The 13,089-nt window shown below is 57.2% G+C and carries 13 protein-coding genes and 1 riboswitch; of the genes, 8 read left to right on the top strand and 5 right to left on the bottom strand.

Going from position 1 to position 13,089, the window contains the following annotated elements:
* Positions 1-41: 41 nt before the first annotated feature.
* Complete coding sequence (gene hldE, locus AFK62_RS16500) at positions 42-1,469, top strand: bifunctional D-glycero-beta-D-manno-heptose-7-phosphate kinase/D-glycero-beta-D-manno-heptose 1-phosphate adenylyltransferase HldE (RefSeq protein WP_007669378.1); 1,428 nt, start codon at positions 42-44, stop codon at positions 1,467-1,469.
* Positions 1,470-1,522: 53 nt separating this feature from the next.
* Here hldE and ubiK read toward each other — a convergent pair whose 3' ends face one another.
* Complete coding sequence (gene ubiK, locus AFK62_RS16495; RefSeq protein WP_053532037.1) at positions 1,523-1,879, bottom strand: ubiquinone biosynthesis accessory factor UbiK; 357 nt, start codon at positions 1,877-1,879, stop codon at positions 1,523-1,525.
* A 123-nt stretch (positions 1,880-2,002) separates the two neighbouring features.
* Positions 2,003-2,200: riboswitch (FMN riboswitch) on the top strand.
* A 107-nt stretch (positions 2,201-2,307) separates the two neighbouring features.
* Here ubiK and ribB point away from each other — a divergent pair.
* Positions 2,308-2,961, top strand: a complete 654-nt coding sequence (ribB, locus tag AFK62_RS16485) for a 3,4-dihydroxy-2-butanone-4-phosphate synthase (protein WP_053532036.1) — start codon at positions 2,308-2,310, stop codon at positions 2,959-2,961.
* 64 nt (positions 2,962-3,025) lie between these two features.
* On the opposite strand, the gene zupT is transcribed toward ribB, so the two are convergent.
* Positions 3,026-3,799: a zinc transporter ZupT gene (gene zupT / locus AFK62_RS16480; RefSeq protein ID WP_007669374.1), complete on the bottom strand. Its 774-nt coding sequence runs from the start codon at positions 3,797-3,799 to the stop codon at positions 3,026-3,028.
* 191 nt (positions 3,800-3,990) lie between these two features.
* Between zupT and ygiD the strand changes: the two genes are divergently transcribed.
* Positions 3,991-4,782: a 4,5-DOPA-extradiol-dioxygenase gene (gene ygiD, locus AFK62_RS16475; RefSeq protein ID WP_007669372.1), complete on the top strand. Its 792-nt coding sequence runs from the start codon at positions 3,991-3,993 to the stop codon at positions 4,780-4,782.
* 26 nt (positions 4,783-4,808) lie between these two features.
* Here ygiD and AFK62_RS16470 read toward each other — a convergent pair whose 3' ends face one another.
* From AFK62_RS16470 to tolC, 3 genes are all read right to left on the bottom strand, one after another.
* The gene (locus AFK62_RS16470; protein ID WP_053532035.1) at positions 4,809-5,969 is read right to left on the bottom strand and encodes a glutathionylspermidine synthase family protein; all 1,161 of its coding nucleotides are present in this window, start codon (positions 5,967-5,969) and stop codon (positions 4,809-4,811) included.
* Between the two features lie 3 nt (positions 5,970-5,972).
* The gene (locus AFK62_RS16465) at positions 5,973-6,629 is read right to left on the bottom strand and encodes a DUF1190 family protein (RefSeq protein ID WP_007669369.1); all 657 of its coding nucleotides are present in this window, start codon (positions 6,627-6,629) and stop codon (positions 5,973-5,975) included.
* 151 nt (positions 6,630-6,780) lie between these two features.
* Complete coding sequence (gene tolC, locus AFK62_RS16460; RefSeq protein ID WP_007669367.1) at positions 6,781-8,265, bottom strand: outer membrane channel protein TolC; 1,485 nt, start codon at positions 8,263-8,265, stop codon at positions 6,781-6,783.
* Between the two features lie 213 nt (positions 8,266-8,478).
* Here tolC and nudF point away from each other — a divergent pair, with 213 nt between their 5' ends.
* The 5 genes from nudF to parE are packed head-to-tail and all read left to right on the top strand — an operon-like array spanning position 8,479 to position 12,898.
* Positions 8,479-9,111 (top strand): ADP-ribose diphosphatase, encoded by a 633-nt coding sequence (nudF, locus tag AFK62_RS16455; protein WP_007669365.1) that lies wholly within the window; start codon positions 8,479-8,481, stop codon positions 9,109-9,111.
* A 2-nt stretch (positions 9,112-9,113) separates the two neighbouring features.
* On the top strand, positions 9,114-9,536 hold the full coding sequence (locus AFK62_RS16450; RefSeq protein ID WP_004385612.1) for a DUF1249 family protein: 423 nt from the start codon (positions 9,114-9,116) through the stop codon (positions 9,534-9,536).
* Positions 9,537-9,560: 24 nt separating this feature from the next.
* Positions 9,561-10,388: a 3',5'-cyclic-AMP phosphodiesterase gene (cpdA, locus tag AFK62_RS16445; RefSeq protein WP_007669360.1), complete on the top strand. Its 828-nt coding sequence runs from the start codon at positions 9,561-9,563 to the stop codon at positions 10,386-10,388.
* Positions 10,388-10,963 carry an esterase YqiA gene (yqiA, locus tag AFK62_RS16440; protein WP_007669357.1) on the top strand — a complete coding sequence of 192 codons (576 nt, stop codon included), beginning with the start codon at positions 10,388-10,390 and terminating at the stop codon, positions 10,961-10,963. The genes cpdA and yqiA overlap by 1 nt, the downstream gene beginning before the upstream one ends.
* A gap of 42 nt (positions 10,964-11,005) precedes the next feature.
* Entirely contained in the window at positions 11,006-12,898 is a 1,893-nt protein-coding gene (parE, locus tag AFK62_RS16435; RefSeq protein ID WP_053532034.1) for a DNA topoisomerase IV subunit B, read from the top strand.
* Positions 12,899-13,089: the final 191 nt, after the last annotated feature.

Raw genomic sequence — 13,089 nt, 5'->3', positions numbered from 1 at the left:
TCATCGCGCGCAAATTTTGGTATCTCTCAGGAGAGTCAGGAATGAAAGTAACGCTGCCCGATTTTGAACGCGCAGGCGTCATGGTAGTAGGTGATGTCATGCTGGACCGCTACTGGTATGGCCCGACGAGCCGCATCTCGCCGGAGGCGCCGGTACCCGTCGTGAAAGTGGAAACCATCGAAGAGCGCCCGGGCGGCGCGGCGAACGTGGCAATGAACATCGCGTCTCTTGGCGCAAACTCGCGTCTGGTCGGCCTGACTGGCATCGACGACGCGGCGCGCGCGCTCAGCCAGTCGCTCTCACAGGTGAATGTGAAGTGCGATTTTGTCTCGGTGCCAACGCATCCGACTATCACCAAACTGCGCGTGCTTTCACGCAACCAGCAGTTGATTCGCCTGGATTTTGAAGAAGGTTTTGAGGGTGTCGACCCGCAGCCGCTTCACGAGCGTATCAACCAGGCGCTGGGGCAGATCGGCGCGCTGGTGCTTTCTGACTATGCCAAGGGTGCGCTCGCAAGCGTCCAGCAGATGATAAAGCTCGCGCGTGACGTGGGTGTTCCGGTGCTGATTGACCCGAAAGGCACCGATTTCGAGCGCTATCGCGGTGCGACACTGCTGACGCCGAACCTCTCTGAGTTCGAAGCCGTCGCGGGCAAATGCAAAAACGAGCAGGAAATCGTCGAGCGCGGCATGAAAATCATCGCTGATTTCGATCTCAGCGCGCTGCTGGTGACCCGCTCCGAACAGGGGATGACGCTGCTGCAACCGGGTAAAGCACCGTTCCACCTGCCGACACAGGCGCAGGAAGTCTACGACGTGACCGGCGCGGGCGACACGGTGATAGGCGTACTGGCGGCGACGCTGGCGTCCGGTAATTCGCTCGAAGAAGCTTGTTTCTTCGCAAATGCGGCGGCGGGCGTGGTGGTGGGTAAACTCGGGACTTCAACCGTGTCTCCGGTCGAACTGGAAAACGCGGTGCGCGGGCGCTCGGAAACCGGCTTTGGCGTAATGAGCGAAGCGGCGCTGAAAGACGCCGTACTGGCGGCGCGTAAGCGTGGCGAGAAGGTCGTCATGACTAACGGCGTGTTCGACATCCTTCACGCGGGTCATGTGTCTTATCTGGCAAACGCGCGCAAGCTTGGCGATCGGTTAATCGTGGCGGTGAATAGCGACGCCTCGACCCGCCGCCTGAAAGGCGATACCCGTCCGGTGAACCCGCAGGAGCAGCGCATGACGGTGCTGGCCGCACTGGAAGCTGTAGACTGGGTGGTGCCGTTTGAAGAAGATACCCCGCAGCGCTTAATTAGCGAGATCCTGCCGGATCTGCTGGTGAAAGGCGGGGACTATAAACCTGAAGATATCGCGGGCAGTAAAGAAGTATGGGCCAATGGCGGGGACGTCATGGTGCTGAACTTCGAAGATGGCTGTTCTACCACCAATATTATCAAGAAGATCCAGAAAAACAGCTAAGGCTGTGGGTCTGGCGAACGCCCCTTGCCAGGCAGGGGGCGTTGTACCCGCGGTTAGTCTTGTTTGTCGAGGTTATCAACAGGCGGGATGGCGGGCGGCGGAGTTACTGCGGTAACAGGCGCGCTGGCATTGCCGCCTGCTGTCGCAGAAGCGTCTGCCGGTGCGGTCGCGCCACGTGATTCCAGCGCGGTCAGACGCTGTTCCAGCGCGGTGAGTTTTTCACGCGTACGCAGCAGTACCTGTGTTTGTACGTCAAACTCTTCACGGCTCACCAGATCCAGGCGAGACAGCTGGGCCTGCAATACCTGGCGGATTTTCTTCTCAACATCTTCTCCGATCTCACGGATCCCTTTTGGCATCGATTCATGGACCTGACGGGCGATCTGTTCAATTTTTTTCGGGTCAATCATAGCGGTTTCCCTGATCTGGTATGGTCTGAAGACTAATTGTAATCGCTGATCCGTAGGGGATAAACCGGAAATGTTTGAATCTCATGCATTGCCGACGATTATCAATGGCGTTATAGTTATCTCGCTTATTCTCAGGGCGGGGTGAAATTCCCCACCGGCGGTAAATCAGTGTCGTTATCCGGCATGTTCTGCGTCGCAACCGCGGCAGCAATATGCAGGATAAACTGAAAGCCCGCGAGCGCTTCAGGTTGTTTCTGAAGGTCAGCAGATCCGGTGTAATTCCGGGGCCGACGGTTAAAGTCCGGATGGGAGAGGGTAACGATCTGCCTGGGCTTGCGCCCACTCACGTTATTTTTCTTGCCGCTTGCCGGCACTCCTAAGACCGCCCTGATTCTGGTAATCCATATAATTAATGAGGTTTTTTTACCATGAATCAGACGCTTCTTTCTGCTTTTGGCACCGCTTTTGAACGCGTGGAAAACGCGATCGCCGCACTTCGCGAAGGGCGCGGCGTGATGGTGCTTGATGACGAGAACCGTGAAAACGAAGGCGATATGATTTTCGCCGCCGAAACTATGACCGTTGAACAGATGGCGCTGACCATCCGTCACGGCAGCGGCATCGTCTGCCTGTGCCTGAACGAAGAACGCCGTAAACAGCTCGACCTGCCGATGATGGTGGAAAATAACACCAGCGCGTTCGGTACCGGCTTTACCGTGACTATCGAAGCGGCGCACGGCGTGACCACTGGCGTTTCCGCCGCCGATCGCATCACGACCATTCGTGCGGCGATTGCCGACGACGCGAAACCGTCCGACCTGCATCGCCCGGGCCATGTTTTCCCGCTGCGCGCGCAGCCGGGCGGCGTTCTTACGCGTGGCGGCCACACCGAAGCGACCATCGATTTGGTCTCACTGGCGGGCTTTAAACCGGCAGGTGTGCTGTGCGAACTGACTAATGATGACGGCACCATGGCGCGCGCGCCGGAGTGCATCGCGTTTGCACGCGAGCACAACATGCCAGTCGTCACTATTGAAGATTTAGTAAGCTATCGCCAGGCGCAGGAGCGTAAAGCGAGCTAACAAAAAACCCGGCAAATGCCGGGCCTGAATACCTTTTAAAGCCCGGTCAGACCGGGCTTTTTTATTAGCCGCTAAGGCCGCTGGTTTGCAGCAGCGTCAGGCTAAAGCCCATCACGGACATCCCGCACAGTACGCCGTAGCTCGGGTTATTATTTGGATCTATCTCTTTAGCAAGCGGCATTAACTCATCCACCGACAGTGCCACCATGATCCCGGCCACCGCCGCCATGATAGCCGCCATCACCACCGGCGAGACCATCGTGCCGAGGATGAGCCAGGCCAGCACGCCACCAAGAATTTCCGCCATACCGGAGACGCCCGCCCAGATAACGGCTTTACGACGCGAGCCGGTTGCGGCGTAGACCGGGCCTGCCACCGCCAGCCCTTCGGGAATATTGTGCAGCGCTACTGCGAGCGCAATGCCGAAGCCGAGCTCCAGGTTGTTGCTGGCCGTCACGTAGGTAGCGACACCTTCCGGGAAGTTATGCAGGCTGATACCCAGTGTCAGCAGCAGTGCGGTGCGGCGCAGGTTGTGCGACTGCGCCGGGCGCGGATCGATAAGATCCTGTGGATGCGCGTGCGGCAGCAGACGATCGAGGGCGAAATAACCGAGCAGACCCACAATAAACATGCCGTAACCCAGGACCGGCGACATGCCTTCCTCATTAAGCGCGGCAGGCAACATTTCCATTAGAGAAATCAGCAGCATAATGCCCGCAGCAAAACCCAGTGAAAACGCCAGCAGGCGATTAGACGGTTTTTGTCCCAGTACGCCCAGCAGCGCGCCGATAAACGTGGCACCGCCCGCCAGCAGGGTCAGGATCAGAGGCACTGACATCGAAGACTCCTTTTAATAATGATTATCATTATTGTTTGTGAGCGAGGCGGAAAAGTCGAGCCCCGTGCTTGGCTTTTACAGAACCCTTACATTCAAATTTTCTGACGATCTTCATCACCCTTATCTCCGTTCTTTACCCGCGCAATCGGCGTAAGGTAGTGCCATTGATAACACCGATTCAGGTAATAATAATGACGCACTCACCCCGTATGCCTGCATTGTTCCTGGGCCACGGCAGCCCGATGAACGTGCTGGAAGATAACCGTTATACCCGCGCCTGGCGCAAGCTTGGCGACACGTTGCCACGCCCGAAAGCCATTGTGATGGTCTCTGCCCACTGGTTTACGCGCGGCACCGGCGTCACCGCGATGGAACAGCCGCAGACCATTCACGACTTTGGCGGTTTCCCGCAGGCACTCTACGACACGCACTATCTGGCCCCCGGCTCGCCTGCGCTGGCGCAGCGCGTGGTGGATCTTCTCGCGCCGCAGCCGGTCACGCTCGATCGCGAAGCCTGGGGCTTCGATCATGGTGCCTGGGGCGTCCTGATAAAAATGTATCCGCAGGCGGATATTCCGCTTGTACAACTGAGTATTGATAGCACTAAACCGCCGCTCTGGCACTACCAGATGGGGCGCCGGCTGGCGGCGCTTCGCAACGAAGGCGTAATGCTGGTGGCGAGCGGTAACGTCGTGCATAACCTGCGTACCGCCCGCTGGCATGGCGAGGGTGAGCCGTATCCGTGGGCGGCGTCGTTCAATAGCTTTGTAAAAGAAAACCTGACATGGCGCGGCGACGATGCCGAACACCCGCTGGTTAACTATCTGGATCACCCCGGTGGCAGCCTGTCGAACCCGACGGCGGAACATTTCCTTCCGTTGCTGTACGTGCTCGGTGCATGGGACGGCGATGAGCCCGTGAGCATTCCGGTTGATGGTCTGGAAATGGCGTCGTTGAGTATGCTCTCGGTGCAGGTAGGGTGACGATGGCGCGTGGCGCGCCATCATGGTTATTCCACAAACATATGCGGGTAGAAGCGTGACAAATCCTGAGTTATCAGCGCTTTATCCTCGCGAATGCCGATCCCGGCGGGCTGATCGTTGATAAGCCAGCTGCCGATAAGCGTATAGCTGTCGCCAAATTTTGGCAGCGGGTAGAACTGCTGCACGATAGTGCCTTCTTCGCCATACGGGCCTTCCACCTGGGCGATGGTCTGACCGTTGTCGACAATAGAAATGTTGGCGCCTTCACGAGAGAAAAGCGGCTTCACCACATATTTGTCCATCGGCGGCGGATTGTCTTCACTGAAGTACGCCGGCAGCAGGTTTGGGTGATTCGGGTAAAGTTCCCAGAGCATCGGCAGGAGCGCCTTGTTGGAAATAATGCTTTTCCATGCCGGCTCCAGCCAGCGCACGCCCGCGTCTTCAAGCTTGGTGGAAAACGTCTCACGCAGCATGTATTCCCAGGGATAGAGCTTAAACAGGTTGCTTATCACCTGATCCTGCAGATCGGTAAACTGTCCCTTCTCGCCAAGGCCGATATCTTCAATAAACAGAAAATCGTTGTCGATCCCGGCTTCGCTGGCGCAATCCTGCAGATATTGTACCGTCCCGCGATCTTCCACCGTATCGCGACAGCAGGCGAGGTGCAGGCGGTTAAACCCGTACTGCGCTTTCAGCTCAGCGAAACGTTCAATGATCTTTTCCTGGAGGCTATTGAATTGATCGCTGCCTTCCGGGAGTTTGCCCGCGCGCAATTGATCTTCCAGCCAGATCCATTGAAAGAAGGCCGCTTCGTACAGCGAGGTGGGCGTGTCGGCATTGTTTTCGAGCAGTTTTGGCTCGCCACGACCGTCCCAGGCGAGATCAAGACGCGAATAGAGCGACGGCTGGCCGCTGCGCCAGGACTGACGTACAAACTCCCAGGTGTGCTTCGGAATGCGGAATTTGGTCATCAGCGCGTCGCTGGCCACCACTTTCTCAACCACCTGCAAACACATCTGGTGCAGTTCGGCCGTGACTTCTTCCAGTTTTTCTACCTGCGAGAGCGTCAGACGATAATAGGCCTCTTCACACCAGTACGGTTCGCCATACATGGTGTGAAAATTAAAACCGTATTCGGCCGCTTTTTCGCGCCAGTCCGGGCGCTCGCTAATAGCGATTCTTTCCATGTGTTAGCCGCCCATTGAACGAGAAGAGGTGCCTGCCGCGCTGCGCTGCATCGTGGCCTGTCTGGCGACGGAATCCCCGAAGCCGCCGCGAGTAATCGTCGACGTGGTGGCGGGTTTTGGCGTCATCGCAGATTTCGGCACGGTCATCGTCCGGCCCGGTTGCGCGGTGCCGTAGTTACGCCCGCTGGCATCGGTATATTTACCGTACGCCGGGCTCGCCGGGTTGCGAGAGCTGAACAGCGGTTGCTGCGCAAAGCCCATGCCGCCGCCGCCCATCAGACGACCCATCATGTAGCCCGCCATCAGCGGCATCCACATGCTGCCGGTTTGTTGTGCGGCCTGATTGTTGTTGGTGTTATTGACCTGCTGGCACTGATCTTCGCCAAATTCTGCCACACAGTCTTCACGCGTCGCGTATTTGGGCGCAGTGCGTTCCGCCTCTTTCAGGGCGTTATTGTACGAGGTGGTACATTCAGCGCTTTTGCCGGGGTTAGCGGCCGCGCAGTCGTCGGCGTTCTGATAGAGCTGGACGGTTTCGTCGCTCTTCTCACACCCCGACAGCATAAAGGCTGCCGTGACCGCAAAGGCCACCGGCGTTAAATGGCGCGCGTTCCAGCTTTTGCGGAACATTGCGAGGTTTATCTGTTTTGTCCGTTTCATGCCTGCATCCTGACCCAGTGGTATTGCACAGTTATGGTGCTCAGGATAGTGGATGAGTGGTTGAAATTAAAGCGAGGAGCCCGATGGCGCGGGGATCTTTACGTTGACTTACGTTCAGGCGGGAAGCGCTTACGCCTCCCGCCTGAGGTCGTTACTGACGGAACGGATTGCTGCTGTTAGCGTTGTTGCTGCGGGTCGCTGCGGCTGGCTGCATCGACGGTGCCGTACCGCTGCTCGCCATATTATTCACGGCGGCGTCCTGCTCAGGGTTTTCCGGGGCGACGTTTTCAGGCGCAGTGGAAACCGGCTTGCCCAGTGAGTTGTTCAGCGCGATCAGATCCTGCTCGTTGAGCGTACCCAGCGCAGATTTAATATTGAGCTGGTTGATCAGGTAGTTATAACGCGCGCTTGAGAGCTGCTGCTTGGCGTTGTACAGCGTGGTGGTAGCGTCCAGCACATCAACGATGGTGCGCGTACCGACGGAGTAACCCGCTTCCATCGCATCCAGCGAGCTTTGCGCGGAAACCACGGCCTGCTCATACGCTTTGATGCTGCTGATGGACGCGTTCACGTTGTTATAAGACGAACGCACAGTCTGCACGACGTTACGGTGCGCGCTTTCCAGTTTCTCACTGGCGCCAACGAAGCTGTACTGCGCTTGTTTGACCTGCGAGGTGACCGAGCCGCCGCTGTAGAGCGGCATGTTGAAACTCAGGCCAACGGAGTTCTGGCCGATTTTACGGTCGGCATAGTTGCTTGCCGCCGCGCCGCCGGTTTTACTGCCGCTGTAGTCGGTGTCAGAAACGCTACTGGAGGCTGTTAAGCCGAGCGTAGGCATATGGCCGGTTTCGGCATAGCGAATCTGTTCACGCGCCAGATCCTGGCTGAGGCGCGCCTGCAGCAGCGTCAGGTTGCGCTGCTCGGCTTCTTTCAGCAGGGCGTTAACGGCGGCCGGTTTGGCGGTTTTGAAGCTATCGACGTTCAGCGAGGCGAGCTGCGGGTAGTAGTTGCCCGTCACCTGACGCAGTTGTTCCAGCGCGTTGTCGAGGTTGTTGCGCGCCGTCACTTCATTCGCCAGCACGTTATCGTACTGAGCACGGGCGTTCTGCACGTCGGTAATCGCGACCAGGCCCACGTTAAAACGCTGGGTGGTTTGATCGAGCTGGCGGTAAATCGCCTGTTTCTGCGCTTCGGTGTAGGAAAGCGCGTCAATCGCGCTCAGCACCTGGAAATAGGCGGTCGCGGTATTGAGCATCAGCGTTTGCTGATCGGTCTGATACGTCACGTCCTGGATGCCTGCGGTTTTTTCCTGCAGCGTCAGGGCGCGCCATTTAGACATATCAAAAATGGTCTGGGTTAACTGCAACGAGGCGCTCTTGGCGGTGCTGTCGACGCCGTCGTTATCGCGAAAACCGCTGTTATAGGTGTAATCTGCACCCAGGCCGAGCTGCGGAAGTAAAGGACTGCGGGCTTCGTTAATTTTTTCGAATGCGGCGTCGCGGTCAGCAGCGGAGCTGCGCAGGTCCGGGTTACTTAAACGTGCCTGCTGGTAAACCTGCAACAGGTTTTCTGCCTGGCTCATGGCGCTGAAGCCCGTCAGGCTCAGGCCGATAAGGATGGGGAGCAGTTTCTTCATTTGCATTCCTTGTTGTGAAGCATAAAGAATTTATTAGCGCTGTCAGAAGCCGAAAAATTGATCGCCGATTCTACCAGAGTCAGCCCGCCGTGAGGCTTGGCGTAACGTGCCTTCTGCCACTAAATTTCCACAATCTATCACATGGGCAATGAAACGGCAGGTAAACTGGCTTGAAACGCCCAGATTTGGCACCATCTCGAACCGGAAACCATCATGAGCAAATCAACCCAAAACCCCGTTACTTTCACCAAAAACGATGTAGAAATTATTGCACGGGAAAAGCTATATCGCGGCTTTTTTTCGCTCGATCTCTACCGCTTTCGCCACCGCCTTTTTAACGGTGAAATGAGCGGCGAAGTACGGCGCGAAATTTTTGAGCGCGGCCATGCCGCAGTCCTGCTACCCTTTGACCCTGTGCGCGATGAGGTGGTGCTGGTTGAGCAGATCCGCATCGCGGCGTTCGACACCAGCGAAACCCCATGGTTGCTGGAACTGGTCGCGGGCATGATTGAGCCTGGCGAAACGGTAGAAGAGGTCGCGCGACGCGAGGCGATGGAAGAAGCGGGACTTAGCGTCGGGCGCGTAAAAAAATTCATGAGCTATCTGGCAAGCCCTGGCGGCACCAGCGAGCGCCTGTCATTACTGGTTGGCGAAGTGGACGCTACGACCGCGCAAGGCATACACGGTCTGGCTTATGAAAACGAAGATATTCGTGTTCATGTGGTAAGCCGGGAACAGGCATACCTTTGGGTAGAAGAGGGGAGAATCGACAACGCGGCCTCGGTCATCGCACTGCAATGGCTGCAGTTACATCATCAAGCATTGAGAGACGAGTGGAACACCTGAATATGAAGCGTTATACACCTGATTTTCCAGAAATGATGCGCCTGTGCGAAACCAACTTCGCGCAGTTGCGCCGCCTGCTGCCTCGCAATGACGCACCGGGCGAAGCCGTCAGTTATCAGGTGGCGGGCGCGCAATACCGTTTAACTATCCTGGAATCAACCCGATACACCACGCTTGTGCAGATAGAGCAAACCGCGCCGAAAGTCAGCTACTGGAGTTTGCCGTCAATGAGCGTAAGGCTTTACCATGACGCCATGGTCGCGGAAGTGTGTTCAAGCCAGCAGATCTTTCGCTTCAAAGCGCGTTATGATTACCCAAATAAAAAGTTGCATCAGCGCGACGAAAAACATCAAATTAACCAGTTTCTTGCCGACTGGCTACGCTACTGTTTAGCGCATGGAGCAATGGCGGTTCCGGTTTGTTAGCGTCGTGAAACCTAAGGACACCATTTGGAAAGCCTGTTAAATCTTCCTGTTGCTGGTGGGGCCAGCGTCAGGATATTACAAATTACTGATACTCACCTGTTTGCTGGTAAGAATGAGACGCTGCTCGGCGTGAATACCTGGGAAAGCTTCCAGGCGGTGCTGGCGTCGCTTCACGCTGAACAGCGCGAGTGCGATTTGATTGTCGCGACAGGGGACCTGGCGCAGGATCATACGCCTGAGGCCTATGAGCATTTTGCGGCGGGCATCGCGTCGCTGCCAGCGCCGTGTGTCTGGCTGCCTGGCAACCACGATTTCCAGCCAGCCATGTTCAGCTCACTGCAAGATGCCGGCATTTCGCCCGCCAAGCGAGTATTCGCCGGTGATAACTGGCAGGTGCTGCTGCTCGACAGTCAGGTTTTCGGCGTGCCGCATGGTGAACTCAGCGATTATCAACTGGAGTGGCTGGAGCGCATGCTTCAGCAGGCACCGGAGCGCCACACGTTATTGTTACTTCATCATCATCCGCTGCCGTCCGGCTGCGGCTGGCTCGATCAACACAGTCTGCGTAACGCGCCCGCGCTTGATGAAGTGCTGAGCCGTTATCCACAAGTCAAACACCTGCTCTGTGGTCACATTCATCAGGAATTGGATCTCGACTGGAACGGGCGCCGCCTGCTGGCAACGCCCTCCACCTGCGTTCAGTTTAAACCGCACTGCGCCGGATTCACGCTCGACACCGTCGCACCCGGCTGGCGCTGGCTGAATCTGCACCCTGACGGCCTGCTCACCACGGAAGTGTGCCGTCTTGAAGGCGCGCAGTTCCGCCCTGATACCGCATCAGAAGGATACTGATGTCTACACTTCTCTATCTCCACGGTTTTAACAGTTCCCCTCGCTCCGCGAAGGCCACCAGCCTGCAGCGCTGGCTGGCGCAACAGCACCCTGAGATCAACATGGTCATTCCCCAACTGCCGCCGTATCCGTCTGATGCCGCGGAATTGCTGGAATCGCTGGTGCTTGAACATGGCGGCGAGCCGCTCGGTGTTGTCGGCTCCTCGCTCGGCGGCTATTACGCCGCCTGGCTTTCGCAATGCTTTATGCTGCCTGCGGTGGTTGTGAACCCGGCGGTGCGCCCCTTTGAACTGCTGACCGATTTTCTCGGCGCCAACGAGAACCCCTACACCGGGCAGCAATATGTGCTAGAGTCACGCCATATTTACGATCTGAAAGTGATGCAAATTGAGCCGCTCGAAGCCCCGGATCTCATCTGGCTGTTGCAGCAGACCGGTGACGAGGTGCTGGATTACCGCCAGGCGGTGGCGTATTACGCGCCATGCCGTCAAACGGTAGAAACCGGCGGCAACCACGCATTTGCAGGCTTTGAAGATTATTTCACGCAGATTGTCGATTTCCTTAGCCTGCGATAACGCTAAGGCAACGATGCCGTTTTGTGACCTGACGATAAAATCATGACCCAATCCTATAATGCCGATGCCATTGAGGTGCTCACCGGGCTTGAGCCGGTGCGCCGCCGTCCGGGGATGTATACCGACACGTCCCGTCCCAACCATCTGGGCCAGGAAGTTATTGATAACAGCGTCGATGAAGCGCTGGCGGGCCATGCCAGACGCGTCGACGTGATCCTGCACGCCGACCAGTCGCTGGAAGTCATCGACGACGGGCGCGGCATGCCGGTGGATATCCACCCGGAAGAGGGCGTTCCCGCCGTCGAGCTTATCCTCTGCCGTCTGCACGCGGGCGGTAAATTTTCTAACAAGAACTACCAGTTCTCCGGCGGCCTGCATGGGGTTGGGATCTCGGTGGTTAACGCCCTGTCCAAACGCGTAGAAGTCAACGTGAAACGCGACGGGCAGATTTACAACATTGCCTTTGAAAACGGCGAGAAAGTCAAAGAACTCAGCGTGGTCGGCACCTGTGCGAAACGCCAGACCGGCACCAGCGTCCACTTCTGGCCGGATGAGAAGTTCTTCGACAGCCCGCGCTTTTCCGTGTCTCGCCTGACGCATCTGTTAAAAGCAAAAGCCGTACTCTGCCCCGGCGTTGAAATTAACTTTAAAGACCAGGTGAACAACACCGAGCAGCGCTGGTGCTATGAGGATGGTCTGAACGATTACCTGTGCGAAGCGGTCAACGGGCTGATTACGCTGCCGGAAAAACCGTTTATCGGTAACTTCTCTGGCGAAACGGAAGCCGTAGACTGGGCACTGCTGTGGCTGCCGGAAGGCGGCGAGCTGCTGACGGAAAGCTACGTTAACCTGATCCCGACGATGCAGGGCGGCACCCACGTCAACGGCCTGCGCCAGGGCCTGCTGGATGCCATGCGTGAGTTTTGCGAATACCGTAATATCCTGCCGCGCGGCGTGAAGCTCTCGGCGGAAGATATCTGGGAGCGCTGTGCGTACGTGCTGTCAGTAAAAATGCAGGATCCGCAATTCGCCGGGCAGACCAAAGAGCGTCTCTCTTCGCGCCAGTGCGCGGCGTTTGTCTCAGGCGTGGTGAAAGATGCCTTCAGCCTGTGGCTCAACCAGAACGTTCAGGCAGCGGAACAGCTTGCGGAACTGGCTATCGCCAGCGCCCAGCGTCGTCTGCGCGCCGCCAAAAAAGTGGTGCGTAAGAAACTGACCAGCGGCCCGGCGCTGCCCGGAAAGCTGGCGGACTGCACCGCGCAGGATCTCAACCGCACGGAACTCTTCCTGGTGGAAGGGGATTCCGCTGGCGGCTCCGCCAAGCAGGCGCGCGATCGTGAATATCAGGCGATCATGCCGCTCAAGGGTAAGATCCTGAATACCTGGGAAGTCTCTTCCGATGAAGTGCTGGCCTCTCAAGAGGTGCACGACATCTCGGTTGCGATCGGCATCGATCCAGACAGCGACGATCTCAGCCAGCTGCGTTACGGCAAGGTTTGCATCCTCGCGGATGCGGACTCCGATGGCCTGCACATCGCGACGCTGCTCTGCGCGCTGTTTGTGAAACACTTCCGCTCACTGGTGAAAGGCGGCCACGTGTATGTCGCTATGCCGCCGCTCTACCGTATCGATCTTGGCAAAGAGGTCTATTACGCGCTGGATGAAGAAGAGAAAGCGGGCGTGCTGGAACAGCTTAAGCGTAAGAAAGGCAAACCGAACGTACAGCGCTTTAAAGGCCTCGGCGAGATGAACCCGATGCAGCTGCGTGAAACGACGCTCGATCCGAACACGCGCCGTCTGGTGCAGCTCACCATCAGCGACGATGACGATGCGCGCACGCTGGCGGTCATGGACATGCTACTTGCCAAAAAACGCTCCGAAGACCGTCGTAACTGGTTACAGGAGAAAGGCGATATGGCAGATATTGAGGTCTGATGTTCTGCAACGGCGGGCCCCCGGGCTTGCCGACACGTTCTTTTTGCAGCGGCGCCCTGGGCGCCGCTGCTGTTTCTGGCCTGTAATCCCTTCATTTTCACGCGGCGTAGCACATGATGCCGCTTTTATTGCGATGCAGATCAAAAACCGGCGTGTTAATCGTTACTCTGAGAGTAATGATTCGTCCGCGT

The sequence above is a fragment of the Cronobacter condimenti 1330 genome, from assembly GCF_001277255.1.
Lineage (GTDB): Bacteria > Pseudomonadota > Gammaproteobacteria > Enterobacterales > Enterobacteriaceae > Cronobacter > Cronobacter condimenti.
Note: the sequence above shows the minus strand (reverse complement) of the source record. Positions and strands in the feature narration are given on the sequence as shown.